Source organism: Elusimicrobiota bacterium (genome assembly GCA_028718185.1).
GTDB lineage: Bacteria > Elusimicrobiota > UBA8919 > UBA8919 > UBA8919 > JAQUMH01.
Genome location: JAQUMH010000005.1, coordinates 115409 through 136465, shown reverse-complemented (window position 1 = coordinate 136465; position 21057 = coordinate 115409). Strand labels below are relative to the sequence as shown.

The 21057-nt window shown below is 34.3% G+C and carries 24 protein-coding genes; 16 read left to right on the top strand and 8 right to left on the bottom strand.

What is annotated here, in order from left to right; all coding sequences use genetic code 11:
* Nucleotides 1-5 precede the first annotated feature (5 nt).
* Entirely contained in the window at nt 6-356 is a 351-nt protein-coding gene (locus tag PHE88_08315) for a hypothetical protein (GenBank protein ID MDD5687818.1), read from the top strand.
* Between the two features lie 56 nt (nt 357-412).
* Here the strand turns inward: PHE88_08315 and polX are convergent, their stop codons facing one another.
* From polX to PHE88_08295, 4 genes are all read right to left on the bottom strand, one after another.
* Complete coding sequence (gene polX, locus PHE88_08310; GenBank protein MDD5687817.1) at nt 413-2119, bottom strand: DNA polymerase/3'-5' exonuclease PolX; 1707 nt, start codon at nt 2117-2119, stop codon at nt 413-415.
* Between the two features lie 121 nt (nt 2120-2240).
* Nucleotides 2241-3032: an amidohydrolase family protein gene (locus PHE88_08305; GenBank protein MDD5687816.1), complete on the bottom strand. Its 792-nt coding sequence runs from the start codon at nt 3030-3032 to the stop codon at nt 2241-2243.
* Between the two features lie 59 nt (nt 3033-3091).
* Nucleotides 3092-3856, bottom strand: a complete 765-nt coding sequence (locus PHE88_08300) for an amidohydrolase family protein (GenBank protein MDD5687815.1) — start codon at nt 3854-3856, stop codon at nt 3092-3094.
* On the bottom strand, nt 3846-4637 hold the full coding sequence (locus tag PHE88_08295; protein MDD5687814.1) for a sugar phosphate isomerase/epimerase: 792 nt from the start codon (nt 4635-4637) through the stop codon (nt 3846-3848). The genes PHE88_08300 and PHE88_08295 overlap by 11 nt, the downstream gene beginning before the upstream one ends.
* Nucleotides 4638-4831: 194 nt before the next feature.
* Here PHE88_08295 and PHE88_08290 point away from each other — a divergent pair, with 194 nt between their 5' ends.
* The 5 genes from PHE88_08290 (at nt 4832) to PHE88_08270 (ending at nt 8009) form a co-directional block, all read left to right on the top strand.
* Nucleotides 4832-5440, top strand: a complete 609-nt coding sequence (locus tag PHE88_08290) for a hypothetical protein (protein MDD5687813.1) — start codon at nt 4832-4834, stop codon at nt 5438-5440.
* Nucleotides 5427-6242, top strand: a complete 816-nt coding sequence (locus tag PHE88_08285) for a nucleotidyl transferase AbiEii/AbiGii toxin family protein (GenBank protein MDD5687812.1) — start codon at nt 5427-5429, stop codon at nt 6240-6242. The genes PHE88_08290 and PHE88_08285 overlap by 14 nt, the downstream gene beginning before the upstream one ends.
* Nucleotides 6243-6357: 115 nt before the next feature.
* Nucleotides 6358-6957 carry an RNA polymerase sigma factor gene (locus PHE88_08280; GenBank protein MDD5687811.1) on the top strand — a complete coding sequence of 200 codons (600 nt, stop codon included), beginning with the start codon at nt 6358-6360 and terminating at the stop codon, nt 6955-6957.
* On the top strand, nt 6944-7471 hold the full coding sequence (locus PHE88_08275) for a hypothetical protein (GenBank protein ID MDD5687810.1): 528 nt from the start codon (nt 6944-6946) through the stop codon (nt 7469-7471). The genes PHE88_08280 and PHE88_08275 overlap by 14 nt, the downstream gene beginning before the upstream one ends.
* A 208-nt stretch (nt 7472-7679) precedes the next feature.
* Nucleotides 7680-8009 carry a hypothetical protein gene (locus tag PHE88_08270; GenBank protein ID MDD5687809.1) on the top strand — a complete coding sequence of 110 codons (330 nt, stop codon included), beginning with the start codon at nt 7680-7682 and terminating at the stop codon, nt 8007-8009.
* Nucleotides 8010-8017: 8 nt separating this feature from the next.
* Here the strand turns inward: PHE88_08270 and hypE are convergent, their stop codons facing one another.
* The 3 genes from hypE to PHE88_08255 are packed head-to-tail and all read right to left on the bottom strand — an operon-like array spanning nt 8018 to nt 10296.
* Complete coding sequence (gene hypE, locus PHE88_08265) at nt 8018-9043, bottom strand: hydrogenase expression/formation protein HypE (protein MDD5687808.1); 1026 nt, start codon at nt 9041-9043, stop codon at nt 8018-8020.
* Entirely contained in the window at nt 9033-10088 is a 1056-nt protein-coding gene (hypD, locus tag PHE88_08260; protein MDD5687807.1) for a hydrogenase formation protein HypD, read from the bottom strand. Before hypD ends, hypE begins: the two co-directional genes overlap by 11 nt.
* On the bottom strand, nt 10081-10296 hold the full coding sequence (locus tag PHE88_08255) for a HypC/HybG/HupF family hydrogenase formation chaperone (GenBank protein ID MDD5687806.1): 216 nt from the start codon (nt 10294-10296) through the stop codon (nt 10081-10083). Before PHE88_08255 ends, hypD begins: the two co-directional genes overlap by 8 nt.
* Before the next feature lie 59 nt (nt 10297-10355).
* On the opposite strand from PHE88_08255, the gene surE reads away from it, so the two are divergent.
* On the top strand, nt 10356-11090 hold the full coding sequence (gene surE / locus PHE88_08250) for a 5'/3'-nucleotidase SurE (protein ID MDD5687805.1): 735 nt from the start codon (nt 10356-10358) through the stop codon (nt 11088-11090).
* Nucleotides 11091-11156: 66 nt separating this feature from the next.
* Here surE and PHE88_08245 read toward each other — a convergent pair whose 3' ends face one another.
* Complete coding sequence (locus PHE88_08245) at nt 11157-12668, bottom strand: serine protease (GenBank protein MDD5687804.1); 1512 nt, start codon at nt 12666-12668, stop codon at nt 11157-11159.
* A gap of 193 nt (nt 12669-12861) precedes the next feature.
* Here PHE88_08245 and PHE88_08240 point away from each other — a divergent pair, with 193 nt between their 5' ends.
* The 9 genes from PHE88_08240 to metG all read left to right on the top strand — a co-directional run bounded on the left by PHE88_08240 (nt 12862) and on the right by metG (nt 20964).
* Entirely contained in the window at nt 12862-13614 is a 753-nt protein-coding gene (locus PHE88_08240; protein ID MDD5687803.1) for a hypothetical protein, read from the top strand.
* A gap of 158 nt (nt 13615-13772) precedes the next feature.
* Entirely contained in the window at nt 13773-14063 is a 291-nt protein-coding gene (locus tag PHE88_08235; protein MDD5687802.1) for a hypothetical protein, read from the top strand.
* Nucleotides 14064-14087: 24 nt separating this feature from the next.
* Nucleotides 14088-14660: a pentapeptide repeat-containing protein gene (locus tag PHE88_08230; GenBank protein MDD5687801.1), complete on the top strand. Its 573-nt coding sequence runs from the start codon at nt 14088-14090 to the stop codon at nt 14658-14660.
* Between the two features lie 63 nt (nt 14661-14723).
* Nucleotides 14724-15230, top strand: coding sequence for a type II secretion system protein (locus PHE88_08225; GenBank protein MDD5687800.1), 507 nt, complete (start codon nt 14724-14726; stop codon nt 15228-15230).
* 124 nt (nt 15231-15354) lie between these two features.
* Entirely contained in the window at nt 15355-16797 is a 1443-nt protein-coding gene (locus tag PHE88_08220) for a 6-bladed beta-propeller (GenBank protein ID MDD5687799.1), read from the top strand.
* Between the two features lie 118 nt (nt 16798-16915).
* Entirely contained in the window at nt 16916-17536 is a 621-nt protein-coding gene (tmk, locus tag PHE88_08215; GenBank protein ID MDD5687798.1) for a dTMP kinase, read from the top strand.
* 203 nt (nt 17537-17739) lie between these two features.
* On the top strand, nt 17740-18591 hold the full coding sequence (locus PHE88_08210) for a DNA polymerase III subunit (protein ID MDD5687797.1): 852 nt from the start codon (nt 17740-17742) through the stop codon (nt 18589-18591).
* Nucleotides 18592-18626: 35 nt separating this feature from the next.
* Nucleotides 18627-19412, top strand: coding sequence for a regulatory iron-sulfur-containing complex subunit RicT (ricT, locus tag PHE88_08205; GenBank protein MDD5687796.1), 786 nt, complete (start codon nt 18627-18629; stop codon nt 19410-19412).
* Between the two features lie 130 nt (nt 19413-19542).
* The gene (metG, locus tag PHE88_08200; GenBank protein MDD5687795.1) at nt 19543-20964 is read left to right on the top strand and encodes a methionine--tRNA ligase; all 1422 of its coding nucleotides are present in this window, start codon (nt 19543-19545) and stop codon (nt 20962-20964) included.
* Nucleotides 20965-21057: the final 93 nt, after the last annotated feature.

Sequence of the window (21057 nt, the reverse complement as noted above, 5' to 3'; positions counted from 1 at the left end):
CTGATATGGTTGAATATTCCCGTAAAATGGATTGGCAGATAAATAATAATGTTAAAATTGAGCTTGTAAAGAGATGGGTTGATGTCCAGAAACTAAGAATTTGTACAACAAAGGGGAATGTTGAAATAAAAGGGTCTCTTGAATTTACAGGAAGAGCAGCACAGGATTTAGAAGCGGTTGCTGTTATGAATTTGTTAAAAAATTTAGATTTAGCATTGAAAGGAATATCAAATTTGCGGGATGTTAAATGGGACCTTGACTGCTGGAAAAAAGTGGGTTCCCGCTGGCAACCGGCTAAAGTTTCAAAAGAAAAAGAAAAAGAAGAAGAATTGAAACAACAGGCAGGAGGTCAATAAGAATATTAATGATATAGATTCCCGCCCCACATCAGTGTGCGGGATGGTAATCTAACTTATCTTTTTTTTGAAAGGTATTTTTTTAGTTGAGGGTAACTCAGGCAGTTAAGCACATCATCTTTTTCAAGCCAGCCCCGTCGTGCAACAAATACTCCAAATTTCATAAACTCCAGATGCTCGACAGAATGAGAATCTGTTCCGATAAAAAGCTTAGTCCCTTTTTCTTTTGCTTTTCTGCACCAGATATCCGGTAAGTCAAGCCGTTCAGGATGTCCGCTTATTTCAATAGCGACCCCGTAATCTGCAGCGGCACTTATGACCTCTTCAAGGTTTACTGAGTAAGGGTCTCTTTTATTTAACAGCCTGCCGGTCGGGTGCCCGATAATATTTAAATATTTATTTTGGATAGCTTTTGTTATCCGCCCTGTAATTGTTTTTTCATCTTGTTTGAATCCGGTATGGATTGACGCGATTACCAAATCCAGTTCCTTTAATACTTCATCGGGATAATCAAGTGTACCGTCAGAAAGAATATCGACCTCACTTCCGCATAAAAGCCGCAGGTCTTTGGAAGTTTCATTAAATATTCTGATTTCATCAATTTTCTTTCTAAGCGTTTTTATATCTAACCCGCGTGCAACTTTCAATGATTGCGAATGGTCGCAAATCCCTACCCACTCGTATCCGGTTCCTTTTAATTTTTCGGCAATTTGCTCAATAGTCATCCTGCCGTCCGAATAGAATGTATGAATATGAGTATCACCTTTTATGTCCGAAAGTTCAACTAATTCAGGTAATTTATTTTTTTTAGCTGCTTCTATCTCGCCGGTATTTTCCCTTAATTCCGGCGGTATGTATTTAAGCCCTAATTTTTGATATATTTCATTCTCTGTTTTTCCGCCAAGTATTTTGTTAGTTTTAATATCAAAAATTCCATATTCATTTATTTTGAATCCCATATCTTTTGCTAATCCCCGGACAGCGATGTTGTGCTGCTGGGAGCCGGTAAAATACTGGAGTGCAGAACCGAACTCTTCATCCTTAACAATCCTTAAATCTACCTGAACATTTTCATTTGTAAGAATACTTGATTTTGTTTCGCCTTTTGCAAGGACCTGCTTACCCAGGGAACAGAATTTTTCTATTATTTTTTCCGGATTTTTTGCGGTGCATAAAATATCAATATCCCGTATTGTCTCTTTTCGCCGTCTCAAACTACCCGCTTCGGAAATTTGGATTATACCTTCATCTTTCAATTGTCCGATAATTTCTTCCGCTGTAGTGAGGGCGGTTAAAATCAGCATTCGTTCAGACCCTTTTTTAATTATTTCAATACCTTTTAATATATTCTGTTCAGTTTTTTCGCCAAGAGTTTCAATATCTCTTATTTTGCCTTCCTCAGCTGCTTTTTTAAGCTCATCAATGTTTTTTACGCCGAGTTTCTCATATAAAAGCTTTGCTTTTTTTGGTCCGACGCTTTGTACAGTCATTATTTCCAAAAGCCCTTCAGGAAAACTCTTTTTTAATTCATCAATATATTTTATTTTTCCGGTTTCAAGGTATTCTTTGATTTTTTCGGATATACTTTCGCCGACCCCGTCTATTTTTTCACCGGTTTTTATTTTTTCAGCTATATCTTGGGTAAGAGATTCAATATTTCGTGCAGCCTTTTCATATGCACGAATTTTAAACACACTTTCGCCTTTTAAAGACAACAATTCCGATATTTCATCTAATATTTTCGCAATCTCAACGTTTTTCATGTGTTATTAGGTTATTGGGTTATAGCGTTATAGGGTTTTAGGGTTTAAACTCTAAAACTCTATTAACTCTACGACTTTTTCTTTTTGATTTCGGACCTCGGACTTTGGACCTCGGACGTCCTTATCTAATTATTTTCAAAATATTCTTCCAATATATTTTCTCTTTTTCTTTAGCACTGATTTCCAGGTGTTTTGTCATCATCAAACTGAACTCAGGATACCTGAAAGGCATCTGTGTGGAAAAAACTATCCTTTCTATACCTATTTCTTTGACTGTGTCCTTGGTAAGCGGAAAGTTTATCAAACCGAACAAAACTTTTCCTTTTCTTTTGTCTGCAACCGGCAATAATATTTTATAATCATACCCGCTATGTCCGCCTAAATACCCGTTATGCATAAGTATGACATTTGTCTCGGGACTTTTTCTTAACAATTCAATAATATGCGTGTGTATTGCCTCCTTGTCGTAAATATAAGGCAGTTTTACCAGCCAGTGCCGTTGTCTTTGGTCTTCTAACGATATTGTTACAGAGACAGGCAACCCGTAATCCGCCGCTTTCCTGAATAACTTTACACAGTTGCTGTCGTTCGGAATATAATTATGATAATAAGGGTGGATTCTAATCCCTTTTACTTTAAGTTTTTTATAACAATATTCTAAATCCTCTTCCCAGCCGGGATATGCAGGATTTATACATGCAAATGGTATCAGTTTGTTTTTATATTTTGCTATTTCTTCCAGAAGTTCTATATTCCCCGTGTGGCTGTTCCTGTAAAAAACAGAATGTAAAGACGAAACAATCGCTTTATCAATGTTTTTCTTTTCCATCAACCCGACCATTTTTTTTGCCGTATTATATTTCAATTTACGAAAAGGCCAGTGCCCTAAATATACTTCGGTATCTATTATCATTTTTTAACTCACCGATTATGCAGAAATATTGCCTGCACCCAATCTGCGTAATCTCAGTTTTAATCTGTGTAATCAAAGTTTTTGTTTTTCAACAAAAACTTTATATTCTTTCCAAAAATTAATTTTCTGGTTTTGTCTGAAATTTCTGCTCCTAAAATTTTAGCTAATCCCTGAAAAAATAAGTTATCACTGCCAAATATTAACCTGTCTTCTCCTAAATATTCTTTTGCCATTTCTATCATACCTGAATCTATCACACTTCCGCTTGTATCTAAGTAGACATTAGGACAATTTTTTATTGATTTTACAACCCATTCCCAGTCGCCGCCACCGCCTATATGCGCCTGGAGTATTTTTAGTTTAGGATATTTTACCGATATTTCAGCTATATCCAGAGGGTCAGTCAGCATAATCCCCGGTTTATTGAAATCAGGACAAGGGTGACCGCAATGCTGTAATATCGGGACATCCATTTCTATCGCTTTCTGAATTAACGGGATTACCCTTGGGTCGTTAAATTTACATTGACTTAGTAATTTTAATCCTATCATTCCGTAATTCTTCACGCAGCGTTCAAATTCTTTAACAGATTCTTTCACATGTATGGGGTTAACAAAACACCATCCCAATACTGTGTCACTGTATTTCTCCATATTTTTTAAAAGATAATCATTGTATTGAATGAACTCTTTCGGTGAAACAGCAAGGCTTTTTATTACCGATACGCAAAGTTTGTCTATCCCTAATCTTTTAGATAGTTCTATCATCTCTTTAGTATCTTTATCATCGTCTAATTTAAAATGAACGTGACAATCAATTATCATTTATAAATGTCCTCAATTGTTTTATCATATATTCTGCATATTCTTTATAACTTTTTTCTTTAGGTCTTGCATCATTAATTGTAATATAACCGTCAAACCCAATTTCTTTTAGGCCTTTAAATACTGACTTGTAATCTATTCCTCTGTCTTTACCTAACGGCATTCTCTTGTAATAATAACCTTTATATTCCATTTCGGAATCTTCTTTATTAACTCTTGCTAAACTTTGTATTGAAACCTGGAATATTTTTTTATTGAGTTTCTTTATAGTTTCAATCCCGTAATCGTCCTGGGTAAGAAATAAATGTGAAGCGTCATAATATAACCCGAAGTTATCTTTGTGTATCTTTCCTAAAGTCACCAGTATCCCATTAACCGTCTCAAAAGGTCCGCGCGTATGCGTTTGTATTATCATGTTCATACCAAACCTTCCAAGATACTCGCTCGCATCTCTTAACCATTCTATATTTTCGCTCCAGGTTTTAACAAAATTACAATTGAACAGTTTATTGATTTCTACATACCTGGCTAACGCTGAAAATTTTTTATCTTTTTCATCTGCACCAAAAGCTGTTATACAAGAAATATCCAGGCCTAAATCATCCTTAACTTTTCTATACTCTGCCAGCTCGGCATCCGGTGTTTTATAATTTACCTGCGTAGGACGCAGTTCTACCGCTTCATACCCTAACTTCTTTGCTAACTTAAAAAAATCAGTTACTCCTATCTCGCAATACTTGTATTCAACCTCGATTACCCTTCCCGATATCCCTATTTTCATAATTTTATTGTCTATTTTACTTTTTTATTTGATTTTTTCAAGTCACTAAAGCGTGTTAATATCAATATTAATCCTTTTACGGGACATTATCTTAAAATATAAAAAAACATAAATTTAAAATATTTTACTTGACAAATCATGTAAAATACTTTATACTTATTTCAGTAAATGGACATAAAGGAGTATTAACTGAAATGAACTTTAAAGACTTTTATAAAGTCATAGAAAAAAATAGTTACTATGTATTTTCCAAAAACGACATTGAATCTTTTTATCCGGATGAGAACGCGAAAAACACAACAAAACTCATTTATAGGTGGAAAAAGAAGGGATGGATTTATACTTTAAAAAAAGGGTTGTATGAGATGACTTACCCGAAGGATTTTTCAATTCCAGACCTTTATATTGCAAATAAAATCTATTCCCCGTCATATATTTCACTGGAAACAGCCTTGTCAAACTATAGCATAATTCCCGAGGTTTCAATGGCTGTAACTTCCATTACGACCAAATCAACAAGGACATTCAGGAACAAACACGGGCTTTTCCTTTATAGAACTGTAAAACCGCAATCATTTACAGGTTATTATATTGAAAAGCAGGGTAATTTTGAAATATATATTGCAGAACCGGAGAAAGCGATTGTGGATTACCTATACTTCAAGATGCTGCGCGGGAAAAAAGTTGATTTTGAAGCAGAAAGAATTAATTTTAGCATTGTAGCAGGACTGCGGAAGAGCAGAATTGAAAAATATGCTAAATTATATGGTATTAGTCTAAAGGAGTTATATGTTAACATATGAAGCATTGATTGAAAGTGCAAAACAAATGGGAATGCCGTACACGAAAGTACGGGGGATTTTGCGGGAGTACTTGCAGGTACTTATTCTGAAAGAAATATACCAAAATGAAAACGGGAAGAACCTGTTTTTTACCGGCGGGACTTATTTAAGAATTGTCCATAAATTAAAAAGGTTCTCGGAGGACATAGATTTTAATACAAAAATACTTAGAAAAAAACAGTTTGAAGATTTACTGATGAAAATTAAAAATGGTCTGGCGAAAAATGGCATTATTTCAAACCTTGAATTTAATCACTGGAACAAAATTTTATCGGCAGATATAATATTTCCGGAAATTGAAAAGAACTATAATGTCGTTTCAAAATATTCAAAGAAAAAAGGAATAACAATAAAAGTTGAGACAAACGTTCCTGTATGGAAAATAGAAAAGGAAACACAGGTTGTATCCGGTTTTGGCGAATTTTTTCCGTGCGTATGTACAGAACGGGCTGCTTTATTCGCCGATAAAATTGATGCAGTTTCAAAAAAGAAAAGAGGGCGACATATCTACGATTTAATGTTTATGCTTTCCAATAAATTTCCGATTAATAAAAATGTACTGAAGACCTATAATATTAAGGATAATCCGCTGGATTATATTGTTAAAAGTATTAATAATTTTTCGCAGTTGGAGCTAAAAAATATGGCGGAATCCCTAAGACCGTTTCTTTTTGAAGAAAAAGAAGCAGATATGGTTGCCAATGCCCGTGAAATTGTCCCGTTATTGGCAGAGCAATACAAATCAACAAAAATCACTCTATAAAAGGATTGGAATAATTGTAGGGGTGGGCTTGCCCACCCATTTCTTTTCCTCGCCCTATCAGATTCTTTGAACATTTTTAACATTAAAAGCATATATATAGTATCAGAGGAATAAAATGAATCAGTCAGATGAAGAACTGATGATGGAAATTGCAAAAGGCGACAAAAAATCTTTTAACGAATTATTCTTGAAGTATAAAGAACAGTTATTCAATTTTATTTATAGACAAGTAGGTAATTCTCAATTGGCGGAGGATTTAACTCAAAATGTTTTTATTTCAGTTTTCAAGAAAGCCGGGACTTTTAATACAGATAAACCATTTAAACCCTGGCTTTATAAAATTGCCGTAAATGCCTGTTATTATGAATATCGGCAGCAAAAAAGAAATATTGTTTTAAGTTTAGATAATGAAATTGAGAATAGTAATGGTGAAACAGTAGAATTGAAAGAAATGCAAAGTGATGATGATAGAGGACCGCAGGAAGAAGTTGAAAAGAAGGATGAACAGGACAAAATAAGAAAAATACTCAATTCTTTGAATGAAAATCACAGGTTGATTATAAATATGTTTGTATATGAAGGGATTTCATATAAAGAAATGGCATCACTTATGGATTGTCCGATAGGTACCATTAAATCAAGAATATATTATGCTCTTAGGGAAATAAAAGAACAAATTGAAAAGCAGGGGGGCGGCATAAATGGAATGCAATAAAATTAAAACCAATTTTATAATGTTGTTGAGGAATGAACTTTTGGAAGAAGAAAAACAAATTATTCAGAGACATATTGAAGAATGTGAGAATTGTAAACAAGAGTATTTGTTAATGGTGAAAAATTATAATTATTTAAAAGGGTTGAAAAACGTTGAACCTTCAAATAATTTTGACAAAGTTTTAATGTCACGATTAGATGAAACATTATCAGTAAAAAAGAAAGATATTTTTGAGTCCCTAAGAGAATTTCTACAAAATACAGTAAGTGATTTCTATTTTAATCTTAGAAAGGCTCATGCAATAGAAGTTGCAGGACTTGTTTTATTGGTATTTCTTGGTATTTTGACGCCGAAAGTTTCACTTGAAAGTAGCGTTTCTAAAAATACAATTTTAAAATCTGATACTCTTATAAAATTACCTGATGGTTCAATAGGATTGGTAAGATGCAGTTTTATTAAAGTTGTTCTTGAGAAATTAAATGACAAAATAAATGTTGTGTCAGAGATTCCTTAAAATAGGAGGTGAAATATGAACCCATTTTTTGCAATTGTTGGAGGAGTATGTTTAATGATAGTTATTTTTTTTATGTTGGTTTGGTTGCTGGAATACCTTTGGAATATAACTATGTCAGATATTTTTAATGTTAAGCAAATTACTTATTGGCAGGCTTTTCGATTGATGTTGATAATACAGATTTTATGGTTTTTTTAGGGAGGTAAAAATGGATATTATTAGGGAAATAAAAATGGAAGCTTTAATTGTAGGAGGCATAATATTAGGTGTATTGTGTTTAATTTTTGGAATTGCATGGTTATTGAAATATATTTGGAATGTCACTTTACCGGAGATTTTTAACACTAAACGAATTTCTTTTTGGCAAGCCTTTCGGTTGATGTTGATAATTGCAATATTAGCACATCCATATTTTATAAAAGAAGTTCATAATAATCCACAAAAAACATTGGAAATCTTTGGTTATAAATATAATTTTGCTCCCAGCATAAACAAACTTGCAAACAAAATTACAAATAAAATCATAAAAAAACCTTAATTAGTATTTCAGCAGATTCTTGGGAGCTGGTCAGATTCAAGCATTTGCAGGATTCGACTACCACCTATTTTTGTTTTAAGAAGGACGTCTTTTGGCTTTGATATTACCTTTCCGATAATTTCTGCATTTTTCCCCAGCGGGTGTTTCTTCATAGCCGATAATATTTTTTGTGCGTCCTTTTCCTGAACAATCGCGATAACCTTTCCTTCATTTGCAACATAAAGCGGGTCTAATCCGAGGATATCACAGGCGGATTTTACCGGTTTTTTAATTGGGATTTTATTTTCATAAATTTCAATCCCGGTATTAGATTGTTCAGTGATTTCGTTCAAAGTTGTAGCCAACCCGCCGCGGGTAGGGTCACGCATTACGTGAATTTCACCTGCTTTCAACATTTTTTCAATAAGATTATTCAACGGCGCTACATCACTTTCAAGTTTTCCTTTAAAACCTAACTCCTGGCGGGCGTTAAGGACAGCAATACCGTGGTCTGCAATCGTTCCGGAGATAATTATTATGTCTCCGGTGACAGCATTATGCCCGGATATACTTAATTTTTTGTCTATTACACCGATTCCTGATGTAGTTATGAAAATTTCGTCCGCTGCACCTTTTTCAACAACCTTTGTGTCACCGCAAACTATCTGGACACCTGCTTTTTTTGATGTTTCAGCTATTGATGAAACAATTTTTTCAAGTTTTTCAATTTCAAGACCATCTTCTATTATTGCCGAGAGTGATATATAAAGCGGTTTGGCACCCATTACAGATAAATCGTTGACCGTACCACAGATACATAGCTTGCCGATATCTCCTCCGGGGAAGAAGATGGGTTTTATTACGTAAGAATCGGTGGTGAAAACAAGTTTAGAGATTAGTGGATTAGAGATTAGTGAATTAGGATTAAGGACGGCAGAATCATCCATACGGTTCAATATGGGATTGCCGAGTTTTTTCAGGATGAAATTTTTTATCAGATTATGAGTTGATTTACCGCCGGAACCGTCAGATAGGGTTATTTTTTTATTGTCCATATTTATAATATGCTGCACAGGTGCCTTCCGATGAAACCATACAGGGACCGATAGGGTTTGTCGGCGTACATTTTTTGCCGAAATACCCGCACTGGTGTGGCTTGGCAATTCCTGTCAGTATTTTACCGCATAAACATTTTGTTGATTCTTTTGCGGGTTTAATTTTTAGTTTAAATTTTCTTAACGCATCAAACTGTTCGTATTCTTTCCTGAATTTTAACCCGGAATCCTTTATAACACCAATCCCGCGCCATTGCGAATCTGTTTCTTCAAAAACTGAGTATAAAAGTTTTACCGCAAAAGGATTCCCGGTCTCTTTGACTACTCTTTTGTATTGTATTTCTATTCGCGGATTTTTAGATATAATTTGTTTAAGTATAAGCGAGATTCCTTCTAAAACGTCAGACGGCTCAAAACCGGTTATTACTGACGGGATTCTATATTTTTCAGTGATAAATTTATACGGTTTAGACCCGATGATAGTTGATACGTGTCCCGGCAGTAAAAAACCGTCAATTCTCACTTTTTTTTGTTCAAGAATTACTTTCATTGCAGGAGGTATTACCTTAAAAGCCGGTATTACAGAAAAATTTTTTATATTTTCATTTTTAGCGATTTTTACAGTTGCGGCTATTGTCGGCGAAGTGGTTTCAAAGCCGACACCTACAAAAATTACTTCTTTTTTCGGGTTTTTTTTGGCAATTTCAATAGTATCAAGACAAGAATAAACAATTTTTATATCACAGCCGTTTGATTTTTCTTTTTCAAGCGATGAACTACTGCCTGGAACACGTAACATATCGCCAAAAGTGACAATTATATGTCCTTTTTTGGCAAGTTCAATCGCAGAATCAATAATTGGTGTCGGGGTAACGCAAACAGGACAGCCGGGACCTGAAAGTAAGCTTATATTTTTGGGAAGAATAGTTTTTATTCCTGACGAAGCGATCGCCATTGTATGTGTCCCGCAAACTTCCATGATGTTAATGCACTTGTTAGGGAGTTTTTGAGTAAGTGATTTAATTTTGGCAGCGAAGTTAGTCATTGTAAATCTTCTTAAATATTTCTATCCGTTCTTTAGCGTCTTTTGCGCCGATAATTTGTATAGCAAAACCCGCGTGTACTATAATATAGTCACCGCATTTTACATTAGGCAGAAGGTCTAACCCGACTTTTCTTGTTAATCCGCTAAAGTCTACATTAGCGATTTTACCATCTATAGAAATTACCTTTCCCGGAATAGCTAAACACATATTCTCAGTATATAAAATTCTTGACAAAAAGTCAAAAATATGTTTAAATCCTTAACGGTATGAGAATTTTAGTTTCAAATGATGACGGATATTACGGTTTTGGACTTAAACCATTAATAACAGCTATGAAAAAGCTGGGTGAGGTTTTTGTTATAGTGCCTGATACCCAAATGAGCGCTTCGAGTCATTCAATTACCATAAACAAACCGCTTCGTCTTATTCCAAAGGGAAAAGATATCTATACTCTTACCGGTACGCCGGCTGACTGTGTCAGGTTCGGGATAATAGGTATACTAAAACATCAGATTGATATGGTAGTTTCGGGCATTAACGACGGTCCCAATCTTGGCGATGATTGTATATATTCCGGTACTGTTGCTGCTGCCAGGGAAGGTGCGATGCTGGGTTTGCCGTCTTTTGCTGTTTCACTTGTCCCTGATGGCAAAAATAATTTTAAAATTGCTGCTGGTTTCGCCGAAAAAATCATAAAAAAAGCGTTAAAATATAAAATACCTAAAGATACCTTCCTTAATATAAATGTTCCCGACAGTAAAGATATAAAAGGAATAAAACTGACAAAAATGGGGAAAAGAATTTATAATGAAGAAGTTGAAAAAAAAACCAATTCTAAAGGACATAATTATTACTGGTTAACAGGCAAATGTGTTACGGGTTATTCTGTAGAAGGCACCGATATTTTTGCCATAGACAGAAATTATGTCTCAGTTACACCGCTTAAAGTTAACCAAACTGATTTATCCTGTCTTGCCAACCTTAAAAAACTGAAATTTTAAATTATTAGCCTGCACTTATTTAGCTGCGAGTTACATGAAATGACCACAAATTCAAACGGTGGGGTTTCACTTTTTACCAATCAAATCTGCTGACCTGTCAGAAATAATTTTGTATTTTTTAAGTATATTTTGTTTATTTTTATCAACTTCGTCTTTATCTAAAACTATCTTAAAACCCCTTTCATCTATTATAGTAACATATTTCCCGTTAAAGTTTTCAAAAGCATTTATTAAGTCGTTCATTGTTGAAATTTTTATTCCGTTTACAGATGAAATTACTTCGAACAGAGGTAAAGGATTATATCCTGTTGCATACCCGGTATTAACTTCATCAGAAAGAATTTTAGTCAGAACTATTATCTGTTTTCTCCCTTCCGTTAATAACTCACCGGAAAAGAAATAATTTGCTAAAGGTATAATTGATATTGATATTGAACCCAAATCCCGGAACAGATTTGAAGTCAAGGGTTCAAATACCAGACCGCCATAGATATAATATGTCGGTGCCACATCATATTGGGGAGGCGGAACTAAACGAAGAGCGTTCATAGACGCCCATAATTTCATTTCAACATCCATAACTTTGCTGTCCCTTAATAGTTCAATTTTAACCTTATCATTAATAAATTTGTTTTGATATATATAATCATATGCTGTTTTTTCACCTTTTCTAAATTCTACTTTTCCGTCATTGCTGATTTTATTATTATCGTATGAAAGTATTACATCTTCGGTTTTTAATATATCACTTGCCGGACTATTGGGCGTAACCTTCATTACTAATACGCCGCTTTGGTCTTTGCTCATTTTATATTTTTCTCGCATTGCAGGATTTTCCATTGTCTGAACAATTATATAATCTCCGGGTATCCCGTCATATTTCCCGTCTTCAATATCTTTAAGGAAGTGGTTAATTACAGGCATTGAGACCATATAACTGATGTTTTCACCGCCGCCTGCCTGGAATGCAACCCCTATCATTTTTCCATCCTTGTTAACCACCGGACCGCCGCTATTTCCCGGGTTAATTGCAGCATCAAATTGACAGCCCAATAACCAGGATTGGTTAAAGGTATAAAAGATATGTTCTATTCTTGAAACAACTCCTTCGGTAGTACATATTTCGTCCCCTCCCGTAGGAAAACCATATGCTTTTACCCTGTCTCCGCTTATAGGCAGAGTACCGAATTCAAGCGGTTTTTTATCAGAAAAAAACTGGTTGTCATCAACCCGTAAAATAGCAAGGTCGCAATCATTGGCAATTATTTCTACTTTTGCAGGATATTTTTTAGTTTCTTCTGCCCGTTTTACTTCAATATATGTATAATCACTCACGACATGTGCACATGTTAAAATTCTTTTTCCGCTAATAATACATCCGGAACCTACACCCTGTTCTTGTCCTTTCATTTGCCATGGTTCCTGGTAATTATACCTGTTAAATGTAGTATATATTTTTACCACAGCTTCCCTGACATTTTGTTCCGCCTGGAGCGGTAAATTAACAAAACAAATTAAAAACCCAATCCAAATAAACCGTTTAAACAAAGCACAATCAAGCCTGCCATTACTGACCATTTTATACCTCCGTATTTTTTGAGATTCTAACACAAAATGTAAACATTGTCAAATAAAAAATTGAGCCGTAAATATCAGCATACAGCTTGATTTGACTTTTAAATGAAAAAAATATAAAATCTTACAATAAAACAATACTTTTGAATTTCACCTTATTACTCAAGATTCTAATAGGAATCAGTACTTTAAATATATGAAAAGAATATGGGTGCTTATTATTACATTATTAATTTGTACTGGATTATTATGGACACAGCCTTCAAATGGACTTTCAAAAGAGTCAATATTAGGTGGTCATGTTATTGATGACATGCTATTTGGAGATATTGATAAAGATGGTATTGTTGAACAAGTAACATTTAGTCATTTAAGAACAATAAATACTGAAGATGGATTTAATTATACTGTATCAGTTTTTAAAGAGTATAAATCTAGCATAACGTTTGTCTGGACAGACAAAGAAAAATTGGGTTTTTGGGATAATGGTATGCAATCTCCACCCGTTTTGGTAGGGATAGGAGATATTTTAAATAATGGTGTTAATTATGTTATTATTGAAGAAATACAGTCAGATGTACGCCCAAGTATATTTAATTTACTAATTTGGGAAAAGGAAGGATTAAAGCGTGATAGAGATATTGTTTTCTTAAACAATAAAATATTAAATCCGAACGACGATAGTTATTGGAAAATTACTGGCGAAAATAAAAGAAATTATGTATGGAGTGAATTTAAAATATTGAATACTAGTGATGGAACAAAAATTTTAGCACCGATATTTTATAATGATGAAAAAACACAAGAAAATTCTATATCATCTCTCGACTCTCCGATGTCAGCGTATCCTAAAAACAATGAAAAAAAACAAGGAATTCATGGTTATTTTAAAGCTTTAATAAAGGTTAAGGGTCAGTCATACGAAATAGAAAAATTGACAAAAGATTAGTGTTAGTAAAAGGGCAAGGTCTTATATTTTAACATTTTTCGATTTCTCCGGTTTTGAACGAATTTAATATTAATCATTTTAAAGTGATTTTACCAGATTATCTTTTAGAAACTAGAGTAACCGGATATAAATATTACCGGTTATGTTAAGGGAGACAAATGAAAATTATTTTTACCATTTTGATTATAGCTTTACTTGTGGTTCTTGTTTTTGCGGCAATAAAAATAATCGGAATCCTGCTAAAATCGGCAATATGGGTTGCAATCGTTGTAATCATCGTTATTCTGATAAATTATATTTTATTGCCCCGCATAGGCAGAATACCGTTTAAGCTCGGATTAGAAAAGATATACAAAACAGAAAGCATCAAAACTAAAGAACAAATAAAAAAAGTTGAAAAACAAAAAGACAAAATATTAAAAACAATTGTTACTAAATCCCGGAAATAATTTTTAGCTACAATTGACAATAAAATGAGCAAACCAATTACTGAAGAAAAGATTTTTGAAAAAATTGATTTTTCGAAAAAACAGCCGGATAAGGGCGATTACGAAAACTGTAAATTCGTAAATTGTTCTTTTTCAAATGCCGATTTATCTGATATTAATTTTTCGGAATGTGAATTCAATAGTTGTGATTTGAGCATGGCAAAAATGACTAAAATGTCTCTCAAAGACGTTAAATTCAAGGAATGTAAACTATTAGGATTACATTTCGAAAATTGCAATGATTTCCTGTTTGCCGTCAGTTTCGAAAATTGTATTTTAAACCTTTCCTCATTTCACAAGCTGGAACTAAAAAAAACAACATTCAAAAACTGCAGTCTTAGAACGGTGGATTTTGCTGAATGCAATTTAAGCGGTTCAGTTTTTGACAATTGTGACTTGATCGGTGCGATATTTGAAAGAACAGTATTAGAAAAAGCAGATTTTCTGACATCATTTAATTATTCAATCAACCCAGAAATAAATTGGATAAAAAAAGCAAAATTCTCGCTGGCAGGAATTGCCGGACTTTTGGATAAATACGATATTGAAATAGAATAGCCGATTTGATATTATTTATTCTATTTCACCTTACTATGGGAATAAAAAATAAGGAGAAAATAAATGGAAACGAAAAAAGGTTTTACCCTTATTGAGCTTATGATAGTAGTTGCAATTATCGGTATATTAGCGGCTATCGCAATTCCTAAATTTGCCGACCTGATTAGAAAGTCAAAAGAGGGGTCAACAAAAGGTTCGCTTGGTGCACTTCGTTCGGCACTCACAATTTATTACGGGGAGATGGAAGGGGCTTATCCTATTGCAAGTGTAGATGGTTTAGCAAACAGCGAAGGGGTTTCGGGAGCACCGGTTGCTACTTTCAGTAACATTGGTGGTCCATTTCTGACAAAGTACCTGGATAGTATGCCTTCAGTGAAGCTTGGTATTAGCAATATCGGTGATACCGCAGATATAGTTTATTTTAACGGTTTAACTGCTGGAGCATTCGCATCGTTTAGCTCAGGTGGCGGGCACAGGGGAAAGTGGTGGTATTGTGGTTCGGGAACCGGTGAAATGCATATAGGTGTTACAGATACAGATACCAAAGGCAGTTGTATAACATCCTGGTGAAGTGTTTTTTTGAAATTCTGTAAAATAAAATCACAGAAAGACAAACAATTCAGTTGCAAACTAATAGCTTCATTTTTTATTATTCTTTTTAGGTTCTAACAATTATTCACATGGGAGTGAATTTATGGTAAGGGTGACAAAAAAAGTTATTTTTAATGAAAGATATTTTAAATTAATGAGATATTTAGCTATTTTTTATTGTATATTTTCCTTTATATATTCAGTTTATTCAGAACCACTGAAATTATGGATACCGTTTAAATCTGACGAAAATATTTCTTTTGTCAAGTCGTGGGGTAAAAAAGGAGCGGGTGATAATGATTTTATGTTTCCCCGGGGGATAACTACTGATTTAACCGGGAATGTGTATGTTGTCGATACGGGTAATCACTGTATAAAAAAATTTTCATCCGAAGGAATATTTATTGCAAAATATTCGGGTATAATAGGACCGGGAAAAATATATAAATTTGTTGACCCAATAGATATTGCAATAGATACTTTGAATAACATATACATTACGGATGTTGGTGCATCAGCAGTATACAAACTTGATTACGATTTTAATTTTATTAAAAAGTGGGGAAATAGAGGTTCATTATCTAATGAGAAGTGGGCACCGATGAGCATATCTATTGACGGGATGAATAATATTTATATTGCAGATTTCTATAATAATTATGTACAAAAATTTTCAAATGACGGCAAATTAACTGGCGGTTGGGGAAAATGGGAAGAGAAAGGTTCTGATGAAGGTGAATTTGAACATCCTCAGGGTATTACGGTCGGAAAACGGACAAGAGTATATGTAGCAGATACGTTTAATCATCGTATACAAAGATTCACAACAAAAGGTAATTTTTTATGTGAATGGGGTTCTATGGGAAGAGGTAGAGAACAGTTTATAACTCCGAAGGGATTAGTCGTTGACGGTGATGGCAGAGTTTATGTGGTTGATGCGGGGAACCATAGGATATCTGTTTTTACAGCTGACGGAGATTATTTATTAAGTTGGGGCAAGAAAGGTTCGGAGAATAGTGAATTTCAATATCCGCAGGATATAGCAATAGATATTAACGGCAATATTTACGTTAGTGATACAGAAAATCACCGGATTCAGAAGTTCAAAGGCATTGCTCCAAAAGTTGAAGTAGCACGCATGAGAAATATTGTGAAAATAACAAACTTGGCAATAGCAGATTTTTCCGGGAAAAATATATCAATTGTTGATGCATCAATTATTTCAGATTTTTTGAGAACAGAACTTGTTAATATCGGAGATTTCAATGTAATTGAAAAAAATAATATGGATAAACTTCTTGCAGAAGCAGCATTCCAAAAAACAGGTTGTACTACAACAGCATGTGCTGTACAAATGGGGAAAATTCTTAATGTAAATCAAATTGTTGTCGGTTCATTTTCAAGGTTTGATAATAAATATTATATCAATGTGAGTTTAGTAGATGTAGAAACAGGAAAGATTTTAAAATCAGTTGATGAAAAATTAATGTCAGTGGCAGAAGTACGTGATATATGCAAAATAATAGCTTATAAAATAATTGATTAAGTCATATCTTCCTAAACTAGTCTAACCTATTTAGCTAACCTTAAAAAACCTGTTTTTACTGTCAAAAATACCTTGACTTTTAACACATTTTTTGTTAATATCATAAATTAGGATTTTTATGAAAAAAAGAGGGTTTTTTATAACATTTGAAGGTTCTGATGGGTGTGGTAAATCAACGCAATCAGTTTTGGTTACTAAAAAACTAAAAGAACTCGGATTTGATGTTCTTCATACAAGGGAACCAGGCGGGACAACTATAGCAGAGGCGTTAAGAAAAATTTTACTTGACCCAAAAAACAAGATTTTTCCGCTTACAGAACTTTTGCTCTATGAAGCGTGTCGCGCTCAACATACTGAAGAGCTGATTATTCCTGCACTTAATTCCGGTAAAATTGTAATTTGTGAAAGATACACTGACGCGACTGTTGCATACCAGGGTTTTGGAAGGAATATTGATAAAAAAATTATTTTTCAGCTTAATAAAATAGCAACTTTGGACTTGAAGCCGGATTTAACAATTTTTTTTGATGTAGATGTTAAAAAAGGGCTTTCTCGCGCTGCATCCCGCGGTAAAGACCGTCTTGAAAATGAAGATTTGGTGTTCCATAAAAAAGTCAGGGACGGGTACATGTGGCTCGTTAAAAAGTTCCCGAAGAGAATCAAGGTTGTAAAAGCCAACGATACCATTGAAAATATATCAGAAAAAGTCATGGATATCGTGATGACAAAGGTGAAATGAAAAAATCATAGTTTTTCACTAGACGAGACATTTTTAACGGCTCATAAACCTAAAATTTCAAAACTCACTCACTTCGTTCGCTCAGACATTGAAATTTTTTAACGGTTTATTCACCTAAATGTCTCTAAATCGTTCAAAACTAGATTTCTCCATTTGTTTAGGGAATAGAAGCGGAAAATATATTTTTTTAATATTGGATTATTATGATGAGAGTTGTTGGTCATGAAAAGCAGTTGGATATGTTCCGGACAGCAATTAAAAATGGGCGTGTTCATTCGTCATATATGTTTGTCGGGCAATCGGGTATAGGTAAAAAGTTGTTTGCGTTGCAATTAGCCCGGATGTTAAATTGTCAGAGTTCGGATATACTCAAAAGACCGTGCGGCGAGTGCCTGTCGTGCCAGAAAATAGAATCAGGTACTCACCCGGATGTTATGACTATATCTGTTTTAGAAGAAAAATCGTGGATTTCAATTGACCAGGTAAAAGAAATAATTAAAGGTTTGCAATTTAGTGCAGTCCAGGGTGGGTATAATGTCAGGATAATTGACGATGCGCACCTGATACAAGAACAGGCAGCAAACTCGCTCTTAAAAATACTTGAAGAGCCACCGCAAAATACTGTGATAATTCTCATTACTCCGGTGCCGCGGTCACTTCCGCGGACAATAAGTTCAAGATGTGTGACTGTCCATTTTGGTATATTTAGTGATGCAGAAATCAAAAGCGAGTTACAAAAGTTTAATCTTGATAAAAGCGAACTGGATTTTGTTATATCAATAGCCATGGGTTCTTTAGGGAAGGCGATTAAATTAGCAAGTGATAAGGAATCAATTGCCGAGTATAAAGATTTAATAGATAATTTTAAGATTGGCAAATTTATAAATAAGAGATATGAAAGAAATGAAGTAGTTGAACTTTTAAATATGCTTGCAAGTCAGACGAGGTTTAGTCAACCTGAAAAACTGGAAATTATATTAAAAATGAGGAATTATATCAGGAGAAATACAAATATAAATTTAACGTTGGAAGTATTGAGACAAAATTTGTTATAGGGTGCGAATACTCGCGTTCGTTAAGGAGAAAATATATGCCATTAGCTGTAGGTGTTCAAGTGAGAAAGACAAAAGATATAATTTACTGTGATGCAGGTTCTATAGATGTGTCTATGAATGACCGGCTTTTAGTTGAAACGGAAAACGGTTTAGAAGCCGGGGTCGTTGTTATTGCGGAGCAGATGATTAATACAAAAGAACCGTTAAAAAAGCTTGTCCGACTTTTTACGGAAGAGGATGCTAAACAGGTAGAAGAGAACAAAATACATACGAAAAAGGTTTTACCCGTAATACTTGACAAAATGCAGGCATTAAAATTAAAGATGAGCCTCTCAATGATAGAATATACTTTTGAGAGGATTAAACTCTTTATTTATTACACTGCGGAGGAACGGGTTGATTTCCGTGAGTTGATAAAAGAGTTAGGGGCAGTTCTTAAAACAAGAATCCAGATGGTGCAGATAGGTGTTCGTGATGAAGTTAAAATTTTAGGTTCTTTGGGTCATTGTGGGGAGATATGTTGTTGTCAGAGATTTCTTAAAGATTTTACATCAGTGACCACTGATATGGCGAAGGAACAAAATTTAACTATTAATCCTGCAAAAATTTCAGGCGTTTGCGGACGGTTAATTTGTTGCATTGCATATGAACATGGTTTTTACGTTTCAGAATGTAAAAAGTTTCCTAAAGTTGATAGCAGTGTTAAAATTGCTGAAGGTAAAGGTAGGGTTATTGGTGTAGATATTTTTAAGTCACAGGTTACGGTAAAATTAGAAGACGACCGTATAAAAAAAATTGGTATAAAGGATATTATTAAATAAAACGATAAGACAAAGGTGTCCGAAATCAAGAAGAAAGAGATATAAAGTTCATAGAGTTTGTAGAGTCGGAGACCCTATAACTCTATAACATGAATTACAAACTACACAATTTTAAAAGGGAAACGATTACGTGAAAAAGTTTTATATTACAACGCCGATATATTATATAAATGACAGCCCGCATCTTGGACATTCGTATACTACAATAGCTGCGGATATTCTTAGCCGGTATTACCGCTCAAAAGGTATTGATGTGTTTTTCCTGACCGGGACTGATGAACATGGTTCTAAAATCGAAGAAGCTGCAGCTAAAAAAGGTTTTACCCCGCAGGCATGGGCTGATAATATTATTAAAGAATTTAAAGCGTTGTGGGAGCGCCTGAATATTTCCTATGATGATTTTATAAGGACCACTGAAGAAAGACATGTAAAAAAAGTTCAGGATGTGTTTTCGAAATTGCTGAAAGACGGGGATATTTACAAAGGGAAATATAGCGGGTTGTATTGTGTTGCCTGCGAATCGTATTATACTGATACCCAGCTTGTTGATAACAGGTGTCCTGATTGTTCAAAAGAAGTACAGCGGTTGGAAGAAGAGTCATATTTTTTTAAGTTATCAAAATACCAGGAGATACTTCTCAAATATTATGAAGAGCATCCTGAATTTATACAACCTGCGTGGCGTTCTTCAGAGATGATAAATTTTGTTAAATCAGGACTGAGAGACCTTTCTGTCTCAAGAACACAGGTTAAATGGGGTGTTTCTGTTCCGGGGGACAGTGCGCATACAATTTATGTATGGTTTGATGCTTTGATAAATTATATTTCTGCTGCTGAAGGAAAAGATATCTGGCCTTGCGATGTCCATTTTGTCGGCAAAGAGATTTTCAAGTTTCACACTGTTATCTGGCCTGCAATGCTTATGGCTTACGGGGTAGCACTACCGAAAACAGTTTTTGCGCATGGTTGGTGGACGGTTAATGGTGATAAAATGTCAAAATCCAAAGGTAATTTTGTAAACCCGCATACTTTTATCGACAAGTATGGTTGTGACGCATACAGGTATTTTGTAATGAGACAAATACCGTTTGGGCAGGATGGCGATTTCTCCGAACAAAGTTTTTTGGAAAGATATAACAATGACTTAGCGAACAATCTCGGTAATCTTGTTTCCCGTACATTTTCTATGGTTGAAAAATATTCACTTGGAGAAATTAAACCTAAAATAAACAGTGAAACCTCGCTCGGGAAGTTGCAGGTTGATTTCGACAAGAATTATTCACAAGCGATGGAAAAAATTGAATTTAATAGTGCGCTTTCTCTAACCTGGGGACTTATTGATGCGGCAAATAAAACGATTGATTTTGAAAAACCATGGGTTCTTTATAAAACAGACAAGGAAAAACTCAAAATTGTTTTTGAAAATTTGTTATCAGCAGTCGGGAAGATATCAAATGCAATAGAATGCTTTATGCCGGATACTTCGGGAAAAATAAAACAAATAATGCTGGAAAAAAAGGTCAAAGACCCGCTTTTCCCCCGGAAAGAATAGTTGTATCGGAAACCGATACACGCGAATATTCGCAAATAAAATAAAGAAACGCGAATATACGCTAATATACGAATAATTCGCGATGATTTGCGT